This window comes from Paraglaciecola chathamensis S18K6 (genome assembly GCA_000314955.1).
GTDB classification, from domain to species: domain Bacteria; phylum Pseudomonadota; class Gammaproteobacteria; order Enterobacterales; family Alteromonadaceae; genus Paraglaciecola; species Paraglaciecola chathamensis.
Genome location: BAEM01000046.1, coordinates 28,089 through 53,236, shown reverse-complemented (window position 1 = coordinate 53,236; position 25,148 = coordinate 28,089). Strand labels below are relative to the sequence as shown.

The 25,148-nt window shown below is 44.6% G+C and carries 25 protein-coding genes; 7 read left to right on the top strand and 18 right to left on the bottom strand.

Translation table 11 applies throughout. From position 1 onward, the window contains the following. Positions 1-203: 203 nt before the first annotated feature. Genes GCHA_RS17795 through GCHA_RS17785 form a run of 3 tightly spaced genes read right to left on the bottom strand, consistent with a single transcriptional unit; the run spans position 204 to position 2,558 of the window. Positions 204-581 (bottom strand): hypothetical protein, encoded by a 378-nt coding sequence (locus tag GCHA_RS17795; RefSeq protein WP_007990782.1) that lies wholly within the window; start codon positions 579-581, stop codon positions 204-206. After that, positions 578-1,831: a class I SAM-dependent methyltransferase gene (locus GCHA_RS17790; protein WP_007990781.1), complete on the bottom strand. Its 1,254-nt coding sequence runs from the start codon at positions 1,829-1,831 to the stop codon at positions 578-580. Before GCHA_RS17790 ends, GCHA_RS17795 begins: the two co-directional genes overlap by 4 nt. Further along, on the bottom strand, positions 1,821-2,558 hold the full coding sequence (locus GCHA_RS17785) for a hypothetical protein (protein WP_007990780.1): 738 nt from the start codon (positions 2,556-2,558) through the stop codon (positions 1,821-1,823). Before GCHA_RS17785 ends, GCHA_RS17790 begins: the two co-directional genes overlap by 11 nt. A 270-nt stretch (positions 2,559-2,828) precedes the next feature. Here GCHA_RS17785 and GCHA_RS17780 point away from each other — a divergent pair, with 270 nt between their 5' ends. The 3 genes from GCHA_RS17780 to GCHA_RS17770 are packed head-to-tail and all read left to right on the top strand — an operon-like array spanning position 2,829 to position 5,431. Then, positions 2,829-3,512, top strand: coding sequence for an isochorismatase family protein (locus GCHA_RS17780; RefSeq protein WP_007990779.1), 684 nt, complete (start codon positions 2,829-2,831; stop codon positions 3,510-3,512). 21 nt (positions 3,513-3,533) lie between these two features. After that, positions 3,534-4,505, top strand: a complete 972-nt coding sequence (locus GCHA_RS17775; RefSeq protein WP_007990778.1) for a polysaccharide deacetylase family protein — start codon at positions 3,534-3,536, stop codon at positions 4,503-4,505. Continuing rightward, positions 4,505-5,431 carry a polysaccharide deacetylase family protein gene (locus GCHA_RS17770; RefSeq protein ID WP_007990777.1) on the top strand — a complete coding sequence of 309 codons (927 nt, stop codon included), beginning with the start codon at positions 4,505-4,507 and terminating at the stop codon, positions 5,429-5,431. The genes GCHA_RS17775 and GCHA_RS17770 overlap by 1 nt, the downstream gene beginning before the upstream one ends. A 100-nt stretch (positions 5,432-5,531) precedes the next feature. Here the strand turns inward: GCHA_RS17770 and GCHA_RS17765 are convergent, their stop codons facing one another. Both GCHA_RS17765 and GCHA_RS17760 read right to left on the bottom strand, forming a co-directional pair. Next, positions 5,532-6,059 (bottom strand): DUF3750 domain-containing protein, encoded by a 528-nt coding sequence (locus tag GCHA_RS17765; RefSeq protein ID WP_039992758.1) that lies wholly within the window; start codon positions 6,057-6,059, stop codon positions 5,532-5,534. Between the two features lie 422 nt (positions 6,060-6,481). After that, positions 6,482-7,606, bottom strand: coding sequence for an HNH endonuclease (locus tag GCHA_RS17760; protein WP_007990771.1), 1,125 nt, complete (start codon positions 7,604-7,606; stop codon positions 6,482-6,484). A gap of 163 nt (positions 7,607-7,769) precedes the next feature. Between GCHA_RS17760 and GCHA_RS17755 the strand changes: the two genes are divergently transcribed. Next, a complete protein-coding gene (locus GCHA_RS17755) occupies positions 7,770-8,978 on the top strand; it encodes an IS4 family transposase (protein ID WP_007990769.1) in 1,209 nt (402 codons plus the stop codon). A 77-nt stretch (positions 8,979-9,055) separates the two neighbouring features. On the opposite strand, the gene GCHA_RS23070 is transcribed toward GCHA_RS17755, so the two are convergent. From GCHA_RS23070 to GCHA_RS17720, 7 genes are all read right to left on the bottom strand, one after another. Then, positions 9,056-9,385: a hypothetical protein gene (locus GCHA_RS23070; protein WP_007990767.1), complete on the bottom strand. Its 330-nt coding sequence runs from the start codon at positions 9,383-9,385 to the stop codon at positions 9,056-9,058. Positions 9,386-9,502: 117 nt separating this feature from the next. Beyond that, positions 9,503-10,009 (bottom strand): P-loop nucleotide/nucleoside kinase family protein, encoded by a 507-nt coding sequence (locus GCHA_RS17745; protein WP_007990765.1) that lies wholly within the window; start codon positions 10,007-10,009, stop codon positions 9,503-9,505. 97 nt (positions 10,010-10,106) lie between these two features. Then, entirely contained in the window at positions 10,107-10,820 is a 714-nt protein-coding gene (locus GCHA_RS17740) for a hypothetical protein (protein WP_007990763.1), read from the bottom strand. Between the two features lie 94 nt (positions 10,821-10,914). Then, entirely contained in the window at positions 10,915-11,334 is a 420-nt protein-coding gene (locus tag GCHA_RS17735; RefSeq protein WP_153810722.1) for a hypothetical protein, read from the bottom strand. A gap of 999 nt (positions 11,335-12,333) precedes the next feature. Beyond that, entirely contained in the window at positions 12,334-13,245 is a 912-nt protein-coding gene (locus GCHA_RS17730; protein WP_007990755.1) for a DUF1838 family protein, read from the bottom strand. Positions 13,246-13,313: 68 nt separating this feature from the next. Continuing rightward, on the bottom strand, positions 13,314-13,730 hold the full coding sequence (locus tag GCHA_RS17725; protein WP_007990753.1) for a PaaI family thioesterase: 417 nt from the start codon (positions 13,728-13,730) through the stop codon (positions 13,314-13,316). Further along, complete coding sequence (locus GCHA_RS17720) at positions 13,730-14,515, bottom strand: enoyl-CoA hydratase/isomerase family protein (protein ID WP_007990751.1); 786 nt, start codon at positions 14,513-14,515, stop codon at positions 13,730-13,732. Before GCHA_RS17720 ends, GCHA_RS17725 begins: the two co-directional genes overlap by 1 nt. A gap of 125 nt (positions 14,516-14,640) precedes the next feature. Between GCHA_RS17720 and GCHA_RS17715 the strand changes: the two genes are divergently transcribed. After that, entirely contained in the window at positions 14,641-15,537 is an 897-nt protein-coding gene (locus GCHA_RS17715) for a VOC family protein (RefSeq protein WP_007990749.1), read from the top strand. Between the two features lie 123 nt (positions 15,538-15,660). Here GCHA_RS17715 and GCHA_RS17710 read toward each other — a convergent pair whose 3' ends face one another. From GCHA_RS17710 to GCHA_RS17700, 3 genes are all read right to left on the bottom strand, one after another. After that, a complete protein-coding gene (locus GCHA_RS17710) occupies positions 15,661-16,116 on the bottom strand; it encodes a hypothetical protein (RefSeq protein WP_007990747.1) in 456 nt (151 codons plus the stop codon). Between the two features lie 93 nt (positions 16,117-16,209). Continuing rightward, positions 16,210-17,031, bottom strand: a complete 822-nt coding sequence (locus GCHA_RS17705; RefSeq protein WP_007990745.1) for an alpha/beta fold hydrolase — start codon at positions 17,029-17,031, stop codon at positions 16,210-16,212. Between the two features lie 81 nt (positions 17,032-17,112). Then, positions 17,113-19,386 (bottom strand): TonB-dependent receptor, encoded by a 2,274-nt coding sequence (locus GCHA_RS17700; RefSeq protein ID WP_007990742.1) that lies wholly within the window; start codon positions 19,384-19,386, stop codon positions 17,113-17,115. A gap of 754 nt (positions 19,387-20,140) precedes the next feature. On the opposite strand from GCHA_RS17700, the gene GCHA_RS17695 reads away from it, so the two are divergent. Both GCHA_RS17695 and GCHA_RS17690 read left to right on the top strand, forming a co-directional pair. Beyond that, positions 20,141-22,012, top strand: a complete 1,872-nt coding sequence (locus GCHA_RS17695) for a hypothetical protein (protein ID WP_013753374.1) — start codon at positions 20,141-20,143, stop codon at positions 22,010-22,012. 49 nt (positions 22,013-22,061) lie between these two features. Next, positions 22,062-22,661, top strand: coding sequence for a PEP-CTERM sorting domain-containing protein (locus tag GCHA_RS17690; RefSeq protein ID WP_007990736.1), 600 nt, complete (start codon positions 22,062-22,064; stop codon positions 22,659-22,661). Between the two features lie 137 nt (positions 22,662-22,798). On the opposite strand, the gene GCHA_RS17685 is transcribed toward GCHA_RS17690, so the two are convergent. The 3 genes from GCHA_RS17685 to GCHA_RS17675 form a co-directional block, all read right to left on the bottom strand. Next, positions 22,799-23,791 carry an NADP-dependent oxidoreductase gene (locus GCHA_RS17685; protein WP_007990734.1) on the bottom strand — a complete coding sequence of 331 codons (993 nt, stop codon included), beginning with the start codon at positions 23,789-23,791 and terminating at the stop codon, positions 22,799-22,801. Positions 23,792-23,830: 39 nt separating this feature from the next. After that, positions 23,831-24,478 carry a glutathione S-transferase family protein gene (locus GCHA_RS17680; RefSeq protein WP_007990732.1) on the bottom strand — a complete coding sequence of 216 codons (648 nt, stop codon included), beginning with the start codon at positions 24,476-24,478 and terminating at the stop codon, positions 23,831-23,833. A 93-nt stretch (positions 24,479-24,571) separates the two neighbouring features. Continuing rightward, the gene (locus GCHA_RS17675; protein WP_007990730.1) at positions 24,572-25,138 is read right to left on the bottom strand and encodes a carboxymuconolactone decarboxylase family protein; all 567 of its coding nucleotides are present in this window, start codon (positions 25,136-25,138) and stop codon (positions 24,572-24,574) included. Positions 25,139-25,148 lie beyond the last annotated feature (10 nt).

Here is a 25,148-nt window from a genome sequence, read left to right as displayed (position 1 = left end):
AGGAGCCTAGGAAGGTGCTGTAGCACAGAAACCTGTAGGCGACATTTGGCCATACAGGTTTTGCTTAGTCGCCCCTAGCCTAATACCGAGCTAGAGGTGGTTTGTGCGACTTTGTGTGTGACTTTTTATACGGTATCTTTTTGCGAGCAATATAACCGTTCACTTTGTAGCAGCGTCGCGGTTTCGCGGTGTTTGGTCTTACATTACCACTTGGTTAGCGCGTCTTGCACTGTTTGCATATCTGGGTCGTTGCTTTCAAGCTCCTCCTTGTCTTGCTGCATTATGCGCAGCACTCGCGCCAGATAGGCTTGGGTTTCCAGACTGCGTTTAGCCACTTCATCCTTGCTAGGTTGGTAGCCATCAAACTCACCTTTTTCAATTATGCCCTTGTCAGCCAATAGGCACTCAAGTGATGCCAAGCGCTCCTTGGTGACTGACAATTCCATCGCCAAAGACATAGCAACTGACAATGCTTGCTCAGTTTGCTTTTGCGCTAAAAAGTACGGCCGTTGACCTTTGGCCTTGGTGCCTGCCAAGTTAACTTTTTCAGCGTCACTTAGGTGTTTTTTTGTATCACTCATGCGGCATTCTCACTCATATTCGCATTTTTCTTTGCGCTCTTTTTAGCACCGTTATTTGCACTTTGGCCTTTCCACAAGCCTATCGCATTCCATACTGGCGAGCGGCCGTAGTCCTCACCATCCGATTTAGGTTTACCAAAGATTTTCTCGTCGACTTTGGAAACCACGCCCACATCAAACAAATCGCTAGGGTCGAATCCACACTCAGCGAAGACTTTAGCTAAATCTAGTTCGTGCATTGGCCCCCAATAAGGTTCGTTGTTAAAGTAGGTGTCCCAATCTCGAATAAACTGTTGATATACATCCATGCCAGCATATTGCGGCTGTTCTAAATGCAAATTTAACCCACCGTCTGCGAGCAAACGGTGAATGGTTTTGAGAATTTTTGGCAATGATTGATGAGACAGTTCATGTAAGAACATCGAAGTGGTAATTAAATCGAATGAGCCGTCATCGTATTGGCTTAATTCTTCTGCATTAGCTTGTACAAACTGAATATTTTCGATACCTAGTGATGCCGCTCTAGCGTGGGCATAGCGTAAACTTGGGCGCGCCACATCCACCGCTATCACTTGAGCATCAGGGAAATGCTGCGCCAGCGGCAGAGCATTGTGGCCTACTGTGCAACCAATATCTAAAATTCGTTTCGGAGAAAAGTCTGGATGTTGGGTTTTGAGCCAGTTCGCTATCCCTTGGCCTCCGCCATCACTGAGCGCCCCCAATAAACCGGCGGTAGTAACAAACAAACCAAGATCGTAGCTGGCGGCCACTGTCACGTCGTTCTCGAAGTACTCTTGGTAATAACACCCAGGTTGGCAATGTATATCCACCGAGCCCACATTGGGCGGGATACTAACACTGCTATCAAGCTGAATATTTGCGTTGCCTTCACAGGCTTTATCGACCTTCTCAACTATGTTTTCAATTTGCCCTAACACTTGTGAGCGAGCAGCTTGATGGCGCATTTCCATGGTGTTCCGGCGCAATGCACTCCACATCTGAAAATAACCATTATTCAGCATGTGCTTTCGTACATCATGGCGCGAGGTGGGCTCGCTGCCTGTTTGAGCGATAATGGCTGGCTTGACTTGCTTATCATACGCGGTTTTCACCCCAGGCAATATTTGGCTGCTTAAATGTACATTTAAGTGAGTGAGAAAATTTAGCCGCGCAACTTCGTCATGGTTGCCGCTAGGAAATACCGCATGCTTTGTTAATACATCCCAGCTTGGTAACGCGTTACTGCTCATTTTCACCTCCAATGATCTCAAATTCAGTTAGTTCATAGTGGGTCTGCATATAGCCATCAACACCGGCTTTGAGTAATAAATAGTCATCATCAGCAGTCACCCATAAATTATAGGGAGGGTGTTCTTCCGGTAAGTTACCTGCGGTATCTACTACTTGAAAATGACGCGCAATAAACTTTCCTGCCTGCACCACTATGCTCTCTTCGCCCACATAACGAATGCCTAAACCATTCATTTTAAACAACAGCGGCCCAGTTGCACCGCGATGATCAGGCGAGGTTAGCATGATGTCAGGGAAGAAGGTTTTACCCGGCCCTTGGGATAAATCATAGAGCTTCATTAGAATACCGTCGCCCACAATAGGGTGCGACTGTAGCCACTTAACTGGCTGCTCAAGTTCAATTCGTTGGCTAATGCGCCCGTCTCTTTGATTATGGGTTTCACATTCAGCGTAGGTATCGGTAAAGCGAAGCCATCCGCTTCCTTCATATTTGTCGCCAACAGATAAGCGCACGCTACAATCGATAGGGCTGCAATCTTGACGCATAGATTGCACAACATCGCGCACCACATTAGGCTCATCATCGATTTCACAATGGGCGTGCATCACTTGCACACCGTCCGATTGATTCGTCAGAGTGAAAAGCTCCCTTCCGCGCTCTTGTCCAAACCGTTCAGGTTTTTTACTGGTGTATTGAATCGTTCCGCGAATCGTTCTGTGCTTCATGTTTGCTCTGCCTTACATCTGCTTTTTTAAAGGGCATATTTGCCTGCGTTGAAAAATAATTCAGTGATCACGACCGACCTATTTGGGCGATGTCAATTTGTCACCAATTAGATTTGCAAGCTATGCTAAAACTGAGTTATAAATATAATTGTTATATCAATAGCACATTAACTTAAAGGTGCACTAAAAATTAATGCAATTCAAGGTTAAATTGTTGTCAATATCAGCCATAACACCTATGACAATTATCAAAAATTTAAAGGTAATCCGATGCAAACGACCACTAAAACCGCAAAAGAAATATATAACGACGTAAAAAATAACCCTGCACGTAAGCGTTTTGGTTTTGGCAACAAAGCCGTATTGGTCAATATCGACCCGCAAAAAGCCTATACCTGTACCGATGAATTTGCGACAGCATATGAAACAGACCCACGCCAAATGGAGTACATCAATGAGATGTCGAAAACGTTTCGTGCGCTAGGCTGGCCGGTCGTTTGGACGCACGTTGCCTATATGCAAAGCGCCGAGGATGCCGGTATTTGGGGAACGCGCACTGATACGCCAGATTCACTGCAAAACATTAAGTTTGACTCACGACGCAGTGAATTCGATGACCGCCTCGAAATCGATTACGTCAAAGATGTTGTGTACTTAAAGAAGATGCCCTCAGCCTTTTTTGAAACCCAATTACAATCACTGCTAGTGTGGCACCAAGTTGATACAGTGATCCTAACTGGCGGCTCTACCTCTGGGTGTATTCGCGCTACCGCTGTTGATTCTTTATCTCGTGGCTATCGCACTATTGTTCCTGAAGAGTGCGTGGCAGATAAACATGAAAGTTACCACTATGCCAATCTAACGGATTTATCACTGAAATATGCCGACGTATTGACCCTGAACGAAGTAAACGAATGGCTCAGCGGGCAAACAGCACAGCAAAACGGTAAATAGCAATTAACGAGGTGTCGACAGATGAAGAGTGATCCTGGATTTTACGATTATTGGCCTTATGAAAACCGCCCCAAAATACGCTGGCCAGGGGGTAAAAAAATGGCATTTTGGGTGGCCCCCAACATTGAATTTTATGAGCTAAACCCGCCGGCGAATCCATCACGAAAAGCCTGGCCTCAACCTTACCCTGCTACACAAGGCTACAGTATTCGTGATTATGGCAATCGCGTGGGTCATCAGCGGCAAATGGATTTACTCGACAAATACGGTATACGGGGTTCTATATCGTTATCCACTGCCCTTTGCGACCACCACCCAGAAATTATTCAAATGTGTAAAGAGCGTAATTGGGAATTTTTTAGTCACGGCATTTACAATACCCGCTACACCTATGGTATGTCTGAACAGCAAGAGCGCGACATGATCAAAGATTCCATGGAAACCATTTACCAGCACACGGGGCAAAAGTGTGCGGGTTACTTAGCACCAGCACTGTCACACTCAGAACTCACCTTAGACTTATTTGCCGAAGTAGGCACTGAATTGTTTGGCAATGAAGGGGGTATTTATACGTGTGATTTATTTCATGACGATCAGCCTACGCCCATTCACACACGCAGTAATAAACCCTTTGTCTCTATTCCTTATTCACTGGAAATGAACGACACCATTGCCTTCGTGGTGAATAAAATTGAGCCTAGACGCTACGGCAATATGCTCAAGAAAAACTTTGACCGACTTTACGCCGAAGCGGACGAGTCAGGCACCATTATGTGTATTCCCACCCACAATTATCAGGTGTCTTGCCCACATCGCATGAAAGCATTTGAAGAGGCGCTTGATTACATTACCAGCCATGACGATGTGTGGGTAGCCACAGGCAAAGAGATTGCCGATCACTACCTAGAGCATTACTACGAACAAGCCAAAACAGACATTGCGCAAAAAAATGCTGCTTTGGGCCCCGCTGCCACACATAAAGGAGCGAAATAATGGCCCTTGATAAATCATACCTAGAATACAGCCACCGTAGTCATGGCATGGATCACGACCGTTACGACTGGTCGATGCTCACCGACCGCCCCAAAATCACTTGGCCTGACGGTAAAAAGCTCGCCTTGTGGGTGAATGTGCCTTTGCAGTTTTTCCCGCTGGATCAAAAGGGTGAACCGTTTAAAATTCAGGGCGGCATGACTATGCCCTACCCTGATCTACGTCATTTTAGTTTGCGCGATTATGGTAATCGCGTGGGTATTTTCCGTTTTTTAAAAGCGTTTGATAAATACGGCGTAACCCCTACGTTTGCGATGAATACCCAGCTAGCCAAGCGCAATCCGTATTTGCTCAACACCATTACAGAGCGCGGTAATGAAGTGATGTGCCACGGCATGCACATGGATGCCCTGCATTACGGCGGCCAAGACAAACAACTAGAAACCCAACTAGTACAAGATTCGGTAAATCAATTACGTGAGTTAACCGAGCAAAACATCACAGGTTGGTTAAGCCCAGGGCGCAACGAAAGTGAAAATACCCCGGAGCTGCTAGCTGCAAACGGTATCGAATATTTTTGTGACTGGGTGAACGACGATATGCCCTACAGGTTTAAAACAAACAAGGGCAACTTGTGGGCCATGCCGCTTTCAAACGAGCTAGATGATGCGTTTATTATGCTCAATAACTTACACAGTGAAGACAGTTACGCAGAGCAAATGATTGATGCCTGTGACTTCTTACTAAAAGAAGCAAACCACAGTGGCGGGCGAATTCTGAGCTTAAATATTCACCCGTGGATGCTAGGACAACCCCATCGCATTGGGGCGCTAGAGCAAGTGCTAGAATACGTGATGAGTCAAGACGTATACAGCGCCAGCGCCAGCGATATTCTGCAGGCGTTTACGTCACAAACTACGACCTAAAAAGCCTTTAACAATAAACCCGCGGGACATTTACATAATGCGCCGCGGGTTTTGGATACCTGCCAATAGGGACTTTTAACGCCGATATACCCGTGACCAGCTAATCAGCATATCCGCTACCAATTGCCCTCAACGGCATGTCTAGCTCCAATTCAGGCACTTGCAACCCCACCCAAGCCGGAAAAGTATTGCTGTTTGGACCAGGGAATAAGGTGTATTCGTCTGCCCAGGGGTAGCGTTTAACAGCAGCTGTGATTTTAGGGATAAGCTCTGTTGCCTTATCACCCTGAATCGATAGAACCTTATCTGGTTTTGCCCCATACCAAAAACGATCAGGCGTGGCTGTTTGGTATTCTCGCAGCGCTGGCAACCCGCTATTTACCCGCCAACCAACGACTTCATACACTGTATATTCAGGGTCGTTTTCCTGCTTAACAGCTAACCAAGTATGCACCGCAAACCAACCGCGCCAACTAAAGGCATCTGCTGCGTAAACTTCAATCGATGCTTGGGTATCCGTTACTGGGTTGAGGGCCAAGCCTGCTGATTCACGAGACGCTGTGCGCCAATCTTTGTTGCTACACGCCCCGAGCAAAATAACTAATGCGATAATCGCCAGTACTTTCATTTTTTGCCTCATATACTACCTAAACCTTTTCATTCACAACGTTCATTTGCCGCGCTGTTTAATCTTTCGTTGTTGCACATCAGAAAACATCTTGTATTCGAAGAACAATAAAGCAAATTTGCATTGTTCAAGCAAGGACACACTTGTTACCAATTTCGTCATCCCCCCGTGGTACAGGGCTTTTGATTGCTGACTTAATTTAATATCGAAAAACATCAACTGCACAAGATGAGGGTATCGAGGCGCTTTTTTTGATTAAACGAGTAAGATGAAGGAAAGGTATTAAACACTACCTCAAAAGTATAGGTATCGAGATAGTGGCTCATGCACAGCTTGAGGCGTTGCCCTGGACCAGCGAAAAAAGTGGCGCAATATCGTGGCTGAAAAAGGAGCAATTGACGCCATAGTCTCTTGTTATACATCTATTTCCCCGAATCAGTAGGTTTATTTTCATTGAGTGACAATTTACTTACTGCTTGAATTAAACTCGCTGCACTTTCGAGTGTTTTAGGATCAAAATAGTTTGAAGAATTAGCACAAAACGCAGTATTACTAGATATATTCCAATGCTCAAAAGCCTCCCTGATTTGAGCCCAATCAGCATCTACACCGTACGATTCAAGATAAAATTTTCCAAAATTAATTGCATGTTGACGTTCGCTACTTTTTAAAGATTCATGCATGTAGGACTGGCTAAAACTAAACGAATATTTGGCTAAAGCCACAAATAAACCTACGACTATCAAACCCTTAAACGTTATTAGAACGAGGAAGCTCAAACTAACATCCCCCTTTTGTTCAAGAATGTTAAAACTTTCGATTCCCAAATATGACAGAATGACAATGCCTGCTGCTATAGAGATGGCACCAAAAACCGCCCAGACTCGAGAGATCGTATGATACTGGTTCTCTTTAGTTTCAAGTACTTCTAGGGCATCGTTTACATATTCTCCCGATTTTTGTTCAATGCTTTTACGACTCTCTTCACGGTATTTTTCTTTCTCTTTTTCAAGCTGTAAGTACGACTTTTTTAGGTGCTTTTCTTGCTCGAAGATTTTAATTTGCAGTCTTTCGGCCTCTTCTTTTTCCTTTTGAGCTAGCTCCTCGATTTTATGCAACTGCTCTTGCTGTTGCATAAACATGATTTTTCTTTGTTCTTCTTCTTTTGCAAGCTGCGACTGGCGCTCTTTTTGCTCTTCATTCAATTTTGCTTGATAAGCATCGAGTTGAGCTTTTTGTTTTTCAATTTGCATTCGGTAGGAGTTTTCTCTTTCAAATGCTTCTTTTTCTCGAATACTCAATTCGTTATGACGTTCTTTCAACTGATCAAAGAGGAGCTTAGTCCTATAGTGCTCGTTATCGGCGATTGAGTGATTTAAATCATTTTTTATGAGTATTAAATTATCTAAATCCGGACTACCACCTTTGCTTTTGGGCCTTATTTGTTCGATGGAAAGTTGTTCAGGGGAGTCAACTTTTTCGCCAGTTACAGCACACCTAAGTCCATCCCTTTCAATCAATTTTTTCTTTATATTACTATCTACCATGATGGTTCCTGATTAGATGTATAACGCCTTGCTCTAACGAATCCCCTCATAATTTTGAGCAGAAACAATAATATAGACACGCATGGCGCTATTTGACGTCTTCTATTAAAAGTAGGAATTTCGCCAAAAACCAACCAAGCTGTTACGGGCAAAAAACAACACCATGCGTGATATTTCTATCTTACACGATTTGCTTAAAAAACAATGCCCTAATCTACATGCCAAACGTCTTTCTTCTCTGATGATTGCCACCCAATCTTTGCTGGATGGCCAGCAACTGTCGTTGACCGAATTAGGACGGAATATCTCAGGCTCCGTAGCCCCGAAACACAACATCAAACGCATCGACAGACTGCTTGGTAATAGCAACCTACATAACGAGCGGCTCGACATCTACCGTTGGCACGCAAAGCTGCTTTGCGGTGCTAACCCCATGCCTGTTGTACTCGTGGATTGGTCTGATGTGCGTGAGCAGCTTAGGCATTTAACCTTACGTGCATCGGTCAGTGTTCAAGGGCGCTCTGTCACACTTTATGAGCGCGTATTTTCCTTTGCTGAGTACAACTCTCCTGTCAGTCATAACCCCTTTTTACGGGAGTTGGCGAGTATCCTGCCGTCGGGTTGTTGCCCGTTGATTGTTACCGATGCTGGCTATCGTAACCCGTGGTTTCGTGAAGTCGAAAAGCATGGCTGGTTCTGGCTAGGTCGAGTGCGCGGAGATGTGGGTTTTAAGCGTGATGGGCAAGCTTTATGGCAAAGTAATAAGTCGTTTTACCCCAGCGCAAATTCGCGCGCTAAATACTTAGGGTGTGGGCAATTGGGGCGTAAAAGCTCGCTTCATGCACATCTGCATTTGTACAAAGCAAAGGCCAAACATCGAAAGGACAACCGCTCTTCAAAAGCAGGACGAAACCACACCGCCCAACAAAGCTATCGAGCGGGTAGCAAAGAGCCTTGGCTACTCGCCACTAATCTTCCCGAGAATAATAAACTTAACTCAAAACAGCTGGTTTCCCTTTATGCAAGACGAATGCAAATAGAAGAAACCTTCCGTGATATTAAAAGTCCTCAATACGGTATGGGGCTACGCCACAGTAACAGCCGCTGTACCAAACGATTCGACATATTACTGCTGATTGCGATGCTCGCAGAATGGCTATTACGGCTACTCGGTCTCATTGCTCAAAAACAAAATTGGGAAAGAGCATTTCAAGCTAACACCATCCGTAATCGGCGCGTGTTATCTATTATTAGACTAGGCAGAGAAGTCAGGAAAAGAGCAAAAGATTACAAGATGAACTCAGCCCAAATTACCTGGGCTATCGGCCAATATATTATCTGGGTTCACAAAGAAGGGAGGCCTATTCTATGAGGGGATCCCCCAGCGCCCTAATAATGGGCTAAAAATTGTTTGCTAAAATGTTGAGGAACGAAAACAGCAAACTGTTTTTAGTCCTTATTTATTAGCTTGTTATGTTTCTCTACTCTGAAAGTAAAAAACGTGATGAACAAGCCAACAATACCCAATATACGAATACAAGATTGCAAAGTAGCCTTTTTTTGCTCGCTTGTTTTTATTACAACATCCAAAGCCTCTAAAGCTTTCTGAGTATCGAATCTGTCGTTTTTTAAGCCTTCTATAATTGCACTGTTTACACGGTCTTCTTGTTCCCACTGTGCAATTTTTATTTGATGAAGATATGCAGCAGAAACTACCAAACCTATTCCAATTAGAAACCTACCGTACTTTATTAGGTAATATTCGATTTGCTTATACATCGACTTCCTCGTGAAACATAACTTTTCAATAACGGGCGCAGGCACGTGGGGCATAATGGCGAAGCCGCCCCGCGTATAGGCGTCCCAGCGAACGAAGTGAGCGAGTTGATTGAGTTGTTATGTTTCATTGTTTCTACGGAGTAACTCACTCAACTCTTTTTTACTTTGCTCCGGAGTTTTGCCCGCAGTATCAATGACAATACGTGCTGTTTTCCACGAGTGATAATCCCTTGAAGTTACACTTTCCCATGACGGAAGTAAAAGGTTTGGGATATCCGTTTGCCTTTTTTCAACACGCTCTTTGTGTTCATGTGCATTAGAGCAGATGACTTCGATTTCTGTGAAGGGCGACGAGGCTTTATTTGCAACGCTTATCCACGCTTCACGAGACTCTAAAACTGGATTAGTTGAGTCTGCTACTACAGAAAGCCCGTTTTTTAGATTCTCTAGTGCAAGAGCAAAAGCAACCTTATAACCCTCGTCATATAGCTTGTTAAATCCACAGTTCTTTAATTCTTGTTCGATAGTATCGATGCGAATATGGACTGCACCCGATGAGGAAGATAAATACTTTGAAAGTTCAGTTTTGCCTGTTGCGGGCAGACCGCCAAGGATATACAACATAAGAGTTTATCGATTCCTCCTTGAAACATAACGCCGCCAGCAGGGGACGAAAAACCAGAGCGAAGCGGCGGTTTTTTGTTCCCTCTGGCTGGCTTTGTTATGCATGGCTACCATCCGGTAACTTCAGCTCTAATTGTGCATTGAATTCTGCTGGTGTTGTAATGATGGCAATATCACTTAAGTCACCAACCTCCAGTATATAGGGGCTGGGCTCTGGTTTGTTGGCATCAATTTTCACACGATATTCGCGCTGGTGTGAAAAGAAGCTACGCTTTTGGTAGCCCAGCTTATCTTCAGGCATATTTCCATGAAATTCATGCTCATTGAAGTAATCAACCAACCCAAGAGAACCATTTAGGTTTTCCTTCTCAATCGCTGCGGAGCAGCGATTAATAAATTCTGTAGCATTTACAATCGCTACACAATATTTACCCAAACCAAAACATGAATCATGTAATTCTAAGGTTCGTTTGAAATCCGTTATTGTTTCAGCTGAAACCGAATCGTGACCTCGACTGTTTAGTGAGTAAATACAGAACACATTATGATCAAGCAAGTGATTGCCATGCATTACGATTGGTGCAGCTAAATCTGATGCTGGAATTGTATGCTCGCCAAGTTTAATTTCACCTAACTTGCTAGGCTGATAAAGGGCAACTATTCCTTCGTACTCATCTCCACGTAGTTCACCTGACTCATCTTTATATTCTTTAAAAGAACGAATCGTATTCATGAACAGCTTCCCATTCACAAAATCTTCGGCATGGGCTTTGTTTTCGAATAGTTTAACAAAAGCAAATATGGTGGCCACTCTCACTCCTTAAGATGCATAACGCCTTAAGCAGCGAAAAATACGAGTGTTTTTGGGCGTAGCCCAACGAGTAGTTTTCCGCTGACTTAACTTGTTATGCATGTTTCGAAAACTTCTCTCTAATCTCATCTTTTTGCTCTTCAGTTTTAACAGCAAATGACCTGTAATCCAAGTTTAAAGAGCGGCACATTTTCTTGTCTTTATTAACTTTATACAAATCATATGGCAACAATGAAACTAATGACGCACACACGACAATAAAAACGCCCACTAATGCTTTTTCGGCAACATCAAATATTGATCTATCTGAAGTGAAAGTCACATACGCCGAATACACATTAGCCACAATAATTGTGGACAGCACTAACGTTGAAAAAGTACTGTATTTACGAATTAAATATAAAATGTTGTCCTTCATTGATACTTTAAAATGCATAACAATATTAATATCTTGCAAAATGCCGTATTTAAACACGGCATTTTTCCGCCTTTCCCTATATGTCGTTTTTAGCATACACAGTAACTTGTTGTACAGGTTAAATTTTTTCCGTCTTTATGCTTTTTCCTTTTGGAAACACGGAAAACTTCCAAGATCTTGCTGTTATCCGGAATAGTCGAAGGCAACGAGTATTTTTCTGTGCTCATAAGTAAGCGAAGCGCATGCTTTGCTTTGTTCACCGACTCAAGTCACCCCGAGCATTGAAGACTCACACTGGGTTAATGACATGGATGTCATTCAAGTGAAAGCCGCGTCGGGAACGCGTTTTCACTACCAGTGTTAGTCGAGAAGCACAGGCGACCAACATGGATGTTGGAAGGTAGAGCAACGCAGGGAGTACCGGGCTGGCGTGCCAGTTGCCAAGATAAGTGACTTGCTGGAGGGCGGCCTTTACAAAGTACATCCTGTACTTTGCCCTTCGGGTCATCCTTTGGATGTTCAAAATGGTTCCCGACCATTTTGTCTTGGTGACTTCTTTTGGCTGTTGATAAGAAGTTACTGGCTCGTAGGGACGAGAGTCATATTCGTCATGCGACCGCCATGGATGGCGGAAGGTAGAGTAACGCAGGAGCAGTTACCGAGATGACGATAAGCGCAGCGCATAAGTGAGCACCTCGAATGCTTAGCAATTAACTTGGGTGTCCTGTTAAATTTCTTAATAAGCGCAGCGCATAAGTGAGCACCACGAATACTTAGCATTTAACTTGGATGTCCTGTTAAATTCTGCGCATAAGTGAGCACCACGAATACTTAGCATTTAACTTGGATGTCCTGTTAAATTCTTAGCCGTTAACTTGGGTGTCCTGTTAAATTTATTAACTTGGGTGTCCTGTTAAATTATCCTCCTGTTAAATTTAGCGCCCCCTGCCCGCATAAACATTGAGTTAGCTGATGCCTGATAATCTGGAGCTAAGCTAAAACGCGCTGCTGCCCAAGGTGAGCATTAATCAAAAAAAGGTTAGCCCTGAGACTAACCTTTCTAAACTTCGCGACTACTTTTTATATCGCAGCTTATTATTGTGCTCGCTGGCGCTTAAACTTCTCGCCTTTCACGACCTTTTTGTAGCCCGTCCAACTTGTTTCATTCGGACGCTCGTCATCCGTTGGCGGCGGTGTTTTGTATTTTGGCGCATGTTCGTTGATAAAGGTTTTCATTACGTCACCCATATCGTCAAAACTGTCTACTTTGCGGCCTGCTGTGTGAATATAAATAGAGCCTTCACGCCCACTCATCATCATAAAGGGGAGCCAGTCTGAAATACGCACCCAACCTACATGTACATCGGCGGTGTCTTTTTCGCTGCTGGTTAAGCTTTCCAAGTCGCCTGAAAAATTAAATAGCTCAGAGGCATGATACACACCGCCTACTTGCTTCTGGTAATCGCCCCCTAAGTCGTTGTGATAAAAAAGCGGCACTGGGAAGGTCATCCACCAGTAGTCTCCTTTTATGTCACCACCGAATTTTTGTTTCCAGGGTGACGCAGTGCCATCTTCGTTACGAGGAAAGCTAGGAGGCTGATTAACGGGGTCATTCAACACATGGTGCACATCAACCACTTCGTTGGTCCATGGGTTTTCCCATGTATCCAGTGGTTGACCGGTTTTCTTGTCGGTGTAGAGTAAAATTTCGCGCGTAACCAAGCGGTAAGCTTTGCCTTTTTTACCGCCATCAACGGTGCCACAAGTGCGCACGTTCATACCTTCAACGTTAAAAATATGCTTGTCGACTTCACCTTGGCGACGGGAGAACACTTTGCCTTTCCACCAGTAAAAAACCGGCTTGTCATCAATGGTAGAGCATTGAATCTTACGCATCGCCATATTGGCGCCTTCCGGGGTATTGAGATCGAGTTTAGTTGCAGCAAATGCACTGTTAAACGATGCACCTGCTAGTAGAATTAGTGATGCCAGTTTGAGCTTTTTCATGTGTTCCATTCTCTTATTTTTGACCAAATCTAGACTAGTCGAACCCGAGCTAAGCGCATTGAGAATTATCAATTCGCCCCGATGATTTTCCACACGCCAGTGGCTTGTAATATAATGTTTCTATTGGTAAATATTCGCCCTTCAGCAAAAATGACACTACGGGTTTTGCGCACAACATGGCCCACTGCAAATAGCACATCACCCTCTTTACCCGCAGCGATTAAATTGCTGTTTAGCGAAATCGTAGCGAAGCGAATGTCATGTCCGATCTCATCACCAATACCACGGTATATCGCGTAATCTGCTAATGCCAATGTTACGCCACCATGCACTACCCCTTCGGGATTAAGATGATGAGCTTGTATTTTTAGTGCTCGGTGCATCACCCCGTTTATATTCTTTTCATAAAAAGGTCCCATATGCGCAGAAAAGCCATCTTGCTGGGTGCACTGGCTAAAGCTTTCATCGAAGCGTATATCTGTCATTAATTAAACCTCGCTGGGCGCTTTTGCGTGAACGCTGCCGCCCCTTCTATGAAATCTTCAGTGTGAAACGCATCATCGAACAACTGTTGCAATGCTGCTTTGTTATCAAACGCTTCGTTGTTTGGCATATCACATAAATATGCCAGCGCGCGTTTCGTTCCGCTAACGGAATAGCCGCTCACGCCCAGTATTTGTTTGACCAATGCATCTGTTGCTTCACTGAGGTGTGCGCGCTCAACCACTTGACTCAGCAAACCCCAATCGAATGCAGTGTGGGTATCAATTTTCTTGCCCAAATAAAGCAGCTCTTTTGCCCTTGGTAAACCGACTAAATTCACCAAGCGTTGAGTATCTGCCAAACTGTACAACAGCCCAAGCTTAGCGGGTGTAATAGCAAAGCTTGCTTCTTCAACCGCTATACGAAAATCACAACACATGGCCAATCCCATTCCTCCACCAACGCATACACCATTGATCTGGGCAATAGTGGCAAAGGGTAATGCTGCTAATTTCTGTTGGGCTTCTTGAACGATCTGATTACTGGCAGAAAACGCGTCTGGGTTGGCTAACATATCATGCAGTTCTTGAATGTCTGCACCGGCGCAAAATGCTTTTTGTCCCTCGGCCTTTAACACTAAAACCCGAATCGAACGCTCTTGCGCTAACGTATCACAAACATCCGCAATGGCCTGCCACATAGCCTGAGTTAACGCGTTGTATTTTTCCGCTCTGTTGAGGCTTAAATAAGCGACTTTTCCCTTTGTATTCAAGGTGACTGTTGACATAAATCAATAAGCTCCGGTACTGGTTTAGTCCAAGGTTGCGTTGCGAGTTAGGTTACGTCAAATTATCTGCTATTCAACACAATAATAAATTGCGATTTAGCAATTATCCCACACGAGAGCAAGATATGAGCGATCCCCTTTTAGGCCCAGTCGTTGGCGCGACGTTGTTGGCGCCCCATTTAAAATTTGCTAGTCACTGTTACCAATCTGGTATGGGGTATACGTTGGTCCGCGAAGAGGTCGTTAGTCAGCAAATGTGCGAGCTGTGGAATACACCAAGGCTATTAAATAGCCCTGTACATGTGCTTGCCGCAGCCAATGGGCATGCTTGGCTGCGCATAGTAGAAGACAAACAATGCCAACCCACTAAGCCGCTGAAAACCCACGGCTGGATGGCGCTTGAAGTCAATGTGGCGAACGTTGATGTTATCCGCAAAGAAATCGACACCACAGTATTCAAAGTCATCGGCGAGCCGGCTTATCTACAAATAAGTGACGCAATAAAAGCAATGCAAGTTATTGGCCCATGCGACGAAGTCAGCTACATAACACAAATTGATAAACCCGTTCCCCCCTTTGAGCTTCCTATGACGACAGCGCGCACTGGCAGCTTGTTTATACCTGTGTTGTGCACGCCCAACCGCGATGCAAGCTTGGCATTTTATGAGTCGCTTAATCAGGTAACAGGGCTTAAATTTAATACCAAAGTGACCGTATTGAACAATGCTTGGGGCCACGACATTGAGCATCAATATCCGGTGGCAACAATACAGCTTGGCGGGCAATGCCTGTTTGAAATTGACCAGGTCCCCCAAGCACAATCTGCGGTAACCAATTCAGGATCACTGCCATCAGGGATCGCAATGGTAACCTGTATGGTTGATGACTTAGCATTTGCCGCTAAGCAGCTAGCCTTGCCGGTATGTGAAATACACAATGCTTACTACCCCACTGCCAAAGCAATATTGGCCAAAGGGCCAGCCGGTGAATTGATTGAGTTAGTCGAACGCCCAACAGCATGATCTGCCAAGTTGGCCTCATGCTCACTTTGACTAACGCGGAAGAAATAATATTAGCTAGGTGCAGGTATGAACGGCTGACGAGTCACTGTTGGCAATTTACCAGCGGGAACCGCGTTACCTTGGCTAAACACTGGTTACTAAATGCTCATCACACAAGGTTCGTTTGAAGCACACGCCCTCTTTAAACCAATGCCATGTTCGAGCTCGGTGCTTTTTGTCCGCCCCCATTACAATGCTTTCATAGAACCATGCACCGGGCTCATCTTTACGCTCAAGCTCAAGTAAGAATATGTTTGGGCTTGCGACCCACCCATAGCCCTTAAAGGTATCAGTATCCCAATAAATTTTGTCGTTTTTTATCGTGCCATCAAACGCAACATTGAACTGACGACCATCATCCCAGTTAAATTGATTCCGTTGAATATAAACAACCGGTCCGTTGTCAGGAAATACACATTCGACTTGGCTGTGGTGAAAATCAAGGGTATTTCCTTTGGTGTCGATGTGTCGGTAGGTGCCTTGCCACACGCCTGCGTGTTCTAGCACCGCAGGCATAAGCTGCTTTAATATGGATGTCATTGCTTTCTCGCTCGTTGATTGATTGATTGAGGGTCATAATGTCTTTTTCATGATGATGAGAGACGATTTTCTTGGGCTTGGCTTGGCTTGGCGCTAGCTTAGGGTTTTATCATCGAAAAAAGCCAGCCACTCGGTGGCGACATCTTGAGCAAAGGCATCTAAAAACCCCGTTGACCACTGAAAATAATCTTTGCGAAAACCGTTTTTTAAGTGAGCATCAACTCGTTCACTTTGAACCCGCATATCATCATTTAAATTCATCACGAATAAGCGATGCGGCAGAGTCTTAATATCTTCTATATATTGCGCTGCATGATGAAATGCCGCCATGTGTCCCCATTCATAGGCTTCGCCTGCGCGTAAATTTTCTGCCATTGAAGCAGCGCACATTTGTAACGTCATGCCAGGGCCACGATGCTGAATAACACGCTCCCACATAATACGAAAACGCGTTCCTTGCTCATCAAGAGGAATAGGAGCGTACATATCACAAAACGTCTGAACTTCGCTTTCTAAAAATACCGGCGCGGCTATATTGATCACTTTGTTGACCCACTGTGGATACAGGTGTGCAGCCCTAACAGAGACCATACAGCCGGTGTGATAACCAACAAAATCAACATAGGTGACGCCAAGGTGTTTTAACACCTGCCAAACGGCGTGAGCATACGTTTCTATGCTGGCTTGTGATTCATCAAAAGGAGCTGCTGACTCCCCATAACCTGGGTAATCAATAGCAATAACGAGCCTGTCTTGTGCAAGTAAAGGCAGTATATGCTGATATGAACGGCTAGATTTCGGCACCATATGCAAACACACTATGCTAGGTTTGGATGAAACCTTACCAGCCATGCGATAATGAAGTTGCCCGAATTGACCATCAGTGAAATGTCGCGTAACTACTGGCTGATGCATGATAACTCCGCTAGGGTAGCGCTGTGTTAAATAAAGATAGAAAAGCCCCTACAACCAAAGGCGCTAGGGGCAATATAAGCTTTAAAATCTATATTCGAAGTCGGCCCCCCAGGTAAGCGGATCAGCCACATACTGAGTAAAATCTCCTGCTGCAGCGGCTCTTGCATACACTTCATCGCCCAGGTTTTTACCCCATAGTGCCACGGCCCATTTTTCACTGTCAGGCTCGTAAGCGATACGTGCGTTAATGATAGTGCCCACAGATGTAAGAGCGTGGGCCGGCGCATTTGCCACTAAGCTGTAAGAATCATCTTCAAACGAGAAATCAATGCGGCTGGTAAGTAAGCCCTGCGCAATCGGCATTCTATGGGTAAAGCCGATGGTGCCTTTATAATCAGGAGCATTTTTAAGCTCCAATGCTTTGGCACACTCGATAGAGACCTCACCGTTACAACCAGGGCTTGACCCGCTGTTAGTTAGGCCACCAGCTTGCGCAAGTGTCATTTCTTTATACTCACCGTCGATCGTACCGAATGTAACATTGACTGTAAGACTCTCAGAGACTTCAAACAACGCCTCAAGCTCGATACCGCTGATCTTGGTTTCATCTACATTAAAGCGTGTGAACCCCAACCCCGGCACCGTGGAAGCAATTTGCAAATTATCGTAATTGTTATAGAAATAAGTGGCGTTTAAGCGCAGGCGGTTGTCCAACAAATCACTGCGTACGCCAATTTCAAATGCATCTAGTTCTTCTTCGTCGACCGGTAAAAAGCAAGCGGTTTCAACACCGAAGCAATCCGGTGACCAACCACCACTCTTAAAGCCTGTTGAGTATGACACATACCCCATAACGTCTTCGGAGAATTGATTATTCAAGGCAATATTGTAAGTGGTATTGCTAAAATCGAGCTCCTCATTCCGATTACCGCCGCTGACGGGCATTAGAGCGTCAATCGCTTTGGTTTCATCTGTGTAGCGAATACCCGTAGTCAAAGTTAAGGTTTCATTGAACTCATAGGTGCTCTGAAAAAACGCAGCATAGGCATCGGTTTCAACACCTAACTCAGAAGGGAATACAAATATTGAGTCCATTTGCACATCTTCTGTGAAGTAATAAACACCAGTGACAAAGTTAAAAGCCCCTTCGTAATTGGATGTTAAGGTGACCTCTTGGCTGAACTGATCTTGATCAGTCTGTTGACTATATGGAAAACCAATACGACTCGATAGGTCATCTTCCATCTGACGATAACCCGTTAGAAAGCTAAGGTCATACTCACCAATTTGACCTTGTACATTTAGTGATAAACCACTGGTTTCCACTTCACTGCGATAATCATTGAAACACCCTAAGCTCAAAAATGCAGCTGGCGTTGCAGCTGAACATGTCACACCGGGCACGGGTTCAATAGTAAATAAATTGTTGTCTGCATCATTCGCCAACGCAACGGAATCTGGTACGGGGTCTGAATCGTCTTTGGTGTAATCAACCGCAAGATTCATATTCCAATCTTCGTTAAACTCGGTGTATAAAGCGATGCGCAATGCCTTGGTGTCTTTTTCGCCCGCTTCGGTGCCCGCTTGGTCGGCAAAGTCACCATTTGGATTGACTGTATGAAAGCCGTCACGAGATTTGCTTAATACTGTTGCTCGTATCGCGCTGCTATCAGATAAACCGAGGTTACCGGTGAAGCGCCCATCTAAGCGGCCGTCACTACCTACAGTGGCCTTAACTAAGCCATAATTTTCGTTTAGTTCAGGCGATTTGCTAATCAGTTTAATGGCGCCACCATTTGAATTTCGCCCATATAAGGTCCCTTGCGGGCCGCGCAACACTTCCACTCGCTCTAGATCAACTAAATCAAATAGAGCACCTACTTGACGGCCAACATATACGCCATCGACGTACACACCGACCGCGGGGTCAGCAGACACCCGGGACTCGTCCTCTCCTACCCCGCGTAAAAAGATTCTGGCACCGCTGGCTGTACCGGTATTTGTGGCTAGGCTGATGTTGGGAATTTCATATTGTAAGTCCAAAACATTAGTGACTTGTTTTAGCTCTAAATCCGCAGCGCCAATAGAGGTGACCGCCACGGGGACTTCTTGAATCGACTGTGCACGTCTTTGAGCAGTAACCACGATTTTTTCCAGCTCTTTACCTTTTAAATCATCGCCACCGTTTGCAGCGTCGTCACCTTTTAAAGCATCGCCACCTTTTGCAGCAGCGCTACTGGCTGAAACCGAATTTTCCTCTTCTGGGGCAACTTGAGCCAACACAGGTGAAATCGACGTTGCAAGAACAGCTGCAATTACAGTTGCAAGGTACCCTTTCTTTATAGACTTACTCATAGATGTCCCCTTTATATTATTTTAATCTGTCATGAGCCTATTGACATATTATTATAACATTAAGCAAAGTCAAGCCATGAAGTGGTTAAAGTTTGAGCGCAAATTTAATGATAAAAAATGCATAAGCTTTTGATAAAATTAACAAAATTAATTTAATTATTATCAACACAGTGTTTTCGGGTAAATTATTAACACCCATTTTAATATTCTCTATTAGAACAAATGCCCCTTAAAAGGAGGTTTTAAGAACTTTTGGGTGTAACGAGCAAGGAGTCGAAAAATTGTACAATTCGATATTTATGCCATTTTCTGTCGTACACTTTTCGGTCGCAGTGGTAATAGCAACAAGATCAAGATCACATGATAATACGGGTAACTAATTGATTTATAATTCTAAAATAGGTGGGCGGTAAGTATTCGAAAGTCTTCTACACCTTCCTTTTCTGCCATTTAACTGTGGTAAATAAAAGTCTCGAACAATTCAGCGTTAACCCACTAATAGACCCGTATCCTGTCAAACTCCTTTACATTTACTCACTTTCTAAACTGAATCTATCTCTAAGTAGATGATTTAATAGTTTAAATATCGCTTGGCGTAAATAATGCTTAGTAGAGTTTGAGCTGTACGGTTCGGCAAACCCTATCTTTGATGTTTTAGTTGTTAGTTGTTTCAGTAGTTAGATGTTCTAGGTCGCCGCCCTGATAATTTAAATACTCACATTCAACACGTTAAGATAATTAAGGATAATTAATTATGCGTTGCCTAAATCTACTAAATCATTCGTCCCAACTGAAGACCTTGCTCGTAATGTGTGCTTGGTTACTCGGCGTTAGCGCGCTGCAAGCAAACGCCCAACAAATTGACAACAAAGGAACTGAGTTTATTTTGGCCTTTACGCCAAATTTCGATAGCTCAGGAGACGTTGAAATTCACCTAACTGGAGATATTGCCACTCAAGTTACCATCAACTACCCAATGAACAGCCCGACCTTTACCACTGTCGAAAATGTAGTACCTGGTAGCGTTACTGTCGTTGCTATTCCGATCACGGCGATTTCAAACGCGACACCTAATACTATTCGAGACAACGCTATACACGCGATAGCCACTGAAGAGTTTGTGGTTTATACGGTTAATAGAAGAGCGCAAAGTTCTGATGCTGCTTTAGGCTTGCCCGTCGATACGATGAATACACAATATATCGTCTCTACTTATAACCCATTGTTTAGTTCACAGTTCGCTGTTTATGCTTCCCAAGACAACACAGTTGTTACCATAACCCCAAACAACGATTTAAATGGGCATGTGGCGAGCACTCCCTTTGATGTCACGCTTAATAGAGGCGAGATTTACTATGGCGAGTCTGCAACCACCGGTCCAGCGGGTTCGTTGACTGGTACAATTATTGAAGCAACGAGGCCTGTTGGTTTAGTAAATGGCAATAGATGTACAAATGTACCGAACAACACATCAGCATGCGACCACATATACGAAGTGGCTCAACCTGTTCAATCATGGGGTTTAACCGCATCAGCTACAAACCTACCTAATCGCCCATCGGGCACTATTTACCGAATAGTGGCATCTGAAGACAATACGTCAGTTGAGATAAATGGCATATTTCAAGGTACGATTAATCGCGGCGAGTTTATTGAAACGCCACTGCTCACTGGCAACCTGTCGTTTAGCGGCGATAACCCTATCTTCGTGACCCAATATATGCCTGGACAAAGTTCCCCTGGTGCAACACTAGGCGACCCTGCAATGGGTAATATGATCCCATCAGAGCAATACTTAACTGACTATACATTTTCGACTGTAGGTGATTCGCAATTTGTGCAAAATTTTGCCACCATCATTGCCGCCAATGCTGATGTAGGTTCGCTCTTACTTGATGGGGTTCCGGTGCCCGCTGGCGACTTCACCCCCTTTGACGATATACCGTTTTCCTCTGCAGTGATTGAATTAACCCAAGGTACTCACACGACTTCGTCTCTTAATCCGCACGGCATTACGGTCGAGGGGTACAATGGATTTGATTCGTATATTTATCCAGGTGGTGCTTTATTTGGCTTTATTAATTCTCAGGGTGACCCATTCCCACCAGTGTGCTCTGTGACCATGAATGGCGATATGGCCAGTGGCAGCGTGAGTGACAATACCAATGATGAAGATCTTAATAATAACGGCCAGTTAGATCCAGGCGAAGATGCCAACAATAACGGGGTATTAGATGCCGATACTGGGGTATTTTTCGTCAATACATTGTCTTCAACCAACGTCAGTATATCAGTAAGCCCATTTGCCGCAGGCGATGGCAGTGTCAGCGTCAGTGCTACAAGAATCGATGGATCCCAGCCTGGTTCAGCGAGCATTGAAGGGGTCGATGGTGCGGGTAATACTTGTGCATTAGAAATTGAATTCACCGATGAAGAGGCCATGGCCTGTGACATAGACGGCGATATGAACGTTGATATGGATGATTTAATGATGATCCGTGCTGCCCGCAACATGTCGGCTTTACCTGGCGATCTGCGTGATAACGACGGAAATGGCGTGATCAATACCCTAGACTTCAGACAATGCGCCATTCAATGTACGCAAAATCGTTGTGCTGTTCTGTAGAAATTGCTGCATTAAAAAGTAAAGAAGGTTAACTCAAGAGGAATGAAACATGTTAAATAAAGTTAAGTACGCTTGCTATGCCCTAATTGCACTAGGTCTTGTGGCACAATCTGCAAATGCCGCGTTAATCACCATGACGCCAAGTTCACAAACCATTGAGCTCGGTGATACCGCTAGCATTGATGTATCCATTTCTGATTTTGCGACCGATCAGTATTTAGGTGCGTTTGATTTTGAGCTTGCTTTCAACGACTCTATTTTGTCGGTAAGCAATATCATCTTCGGTACAGAGCTAGGGTTTAGTTTTCAAGATGAATTCTCATCTGGTGCTAACCTACATGCCGTTCTCGAGTCATCTCTAGAAGAAGCACAATACTTGATTGACAACCAAGCCAGTGAATTTCTACTGTTCACTATCGAGTTTACCGGCACAAACTATGGTAGCAGCTCGGTGGCCTTTGATTCAGTGTTACTCGGCGACCAAGACGGCAATGAGATTACAGATGTTGACTTTAACAGTGCGCGCATCACAGTGAATAACCCAAATGCAGTACCAGAGCCTAGCGCGTTAGGCATTTTATTCGCTGGATTTGCATTTATGGCTTTTCGTACACGCAAAGCGCGAAGCAAGCTAAATCGTTTGAATTAAGCACTTTATAAGAGTACTTAAAAGGCTGAAGGGATCTGATACGTTTATTTTTCGTTAAAACGCTATCAGATCTCTTTTTTGTTCACCGCCGCAAGCGCGGTCAATAAAGCACAAGGCATGATGGCAAGCTGACCGGGCTAAATCTTGACCACTGATTTGCCCATATTTTCGCCGCGCATCAAACGACAGAATGCTTCAGGCGCTTCAACCAACCCATTGGCAACATCTTCGCGCACTGTTAGTTTCCCTTCTTTTATGTAGTTTACGCAGGCATCGACAAACTCATCTCGGCGTGGCTCAAAATCATACACCACCAAGCCATAAACGATAGCACGGGCTTTTATCCACATAGCAGGAGGCGGCCCCATACTGCGCGTCGTTTTGTTATAGTCGGCCATTAGGCCACACAATATCACTCGGGCACCAACGGCCAATCTTTCAGAAACAGTATTCAGCATATCGCCGCCAACTAAATCAAAAAAGATGTCAATACCGTTCGGGCACAACTCATCAAGCTGCTGACCCAAGTCACCTTTTTTACGATTAATACAGGCGTCGTAACCAAGGTTTTTTACAGCGTAATCACACTTTTCGTCTGTACCAGCAATACCGATAACGGTACAGCCGTGTATTTTTGCTAACTGCCCAGCGACTGATCCTACACCGCCGATTGCCGCTGGAAGGACTACCACATCACCCGCTTTCGGTTGAGCTTGCCAAATCATACCCGCGTACGCCGTTAGGCCCGGCATGCCGAGGGCTGACAAGGCATACGATGGGTTAGCAATTTCTTTTTGAATTTTAAAAACACTATCGCCATCATGCACCGAGTAGTTTTGCCAACCCCCAAAGCAGCGCACTAAATCCCCCTCTTGAAAATCAGAATGATGAGATTCAACGACTTTACTCACGGTTTCACCGCGCATAACATCACCAGGGTTAACCGAGCCAGACATATGACGGCCAGCAATTTGACTGCGCATATAGGGGTCGAGTGACAAATACAAAGTTTCACATAGAATTTGTTTATCTTGCGCTTTGGGCATGTCGCCTTTGACAACACTAAAGTGTTGCGGCTGCGGTTGTGACTCTGGTGTTGAAGCGAGCTGTACCTGAATATTTTCTTTCATGTTTAATTTTCCGCGTTTGTTTATTGTTAGTGTGGTGTATCACGCTTGTTGGCGTTGAAAAGCCGCAAAAGCACTGGCCATTTCACTAAGTCCGTTTTGAACATCAGCGTCACTGCGCACCCAGTCCCACCATTGGTTTAGGCTATGCAATCCGTTGGTTATCTCGCTCTTTGCCTTTGCGCCTACGGTGACATCAACCCACCAGAATGTAGGGGCCAGCACAATGTCGCCCAAGGAGAGCGCCTGGCTTCCCATGTCGGCATTTGTTGCAAGCCACTGATCGAGCTTTTCAAGCGTGGCTCTTACCACGTCATATTGTGCGTTTTCATCAAAGGTAAATTCCGGCAACATCATCGCCTTAAAATACGGCAACAAAGCAGGCGCTAAATGCGTATCCGTAAAGCTAGCCAATACGCGAGATTGAGCCGTTGCTAGCGGGTCATTAGGTCTAAATGTTAGTGTTGGATAAGCATCCTCTAGATATTCCATTATGGCTATCGATTCTGGTAGATATTGCCCGTTATCTAGCCCAAGCAAGGGTATTTTACCAAGAGGGTAAGCAGCCAAAAATTCTGGCGTTTTCAAGGCTAAAGTGGGAGCCACTATCGCAATATCTAACTGCTTTTTGCGGATCAATATGCGCACACGCGTAGCGTATGGTGAATGATCAAGGTTGATTAACTGCATTTAATTCCCCCATTATTTTCACCGTGACACAACGGTAATTATTATTCGAATGACCTAATTTCAAGAACTATGCTCGCGCTGTTATTTATCGTGTTAAACAACGCTAGTAAATTTTGCGCTGGCCATCGCTGGAGCCGCTTCAATATCGGTTTTAAACGTGGCATTCCAGCGATTCAAAAAGCCGAACAATGAAATCACGCCAACTATTTCTACTATCTGCACTTCGCTAAAATGCGATTTAAGCCGTTCAAACTGTTCATCGGTCACTGCATTTGGCACTAAGGCAGCATTACGGGCTACATCGAGCGCTTCGCGCTCAGCTGGGCTGAACAAGTCACTGGTTTGATATTCCCAAATAGCGGCTATTTTTTGCTCGGTAATACCATGTTTTAACGCCCCATATTGAGTATGCGCCTGACAGTACTGGCAGCCACTTGCGCTACTGGTCATTAAACCCAGCAGCTTTTTCAAGTCATTATCCAGTGCGCTAGGCTGATAAATTGACTGTACTAAGCCTAAAAAGGCATTCAGCATTTCAGGGGCGCGAGCCATGATTAAACCGTCGTTGGGGGTAAACCCCATTATGTTCTCACCTGCCATCATAGTGGCTTTTAGGTCATCAGGTAGCGCGTCAATCGATAAGGCTGATAAACGTGACATATTATTGTTC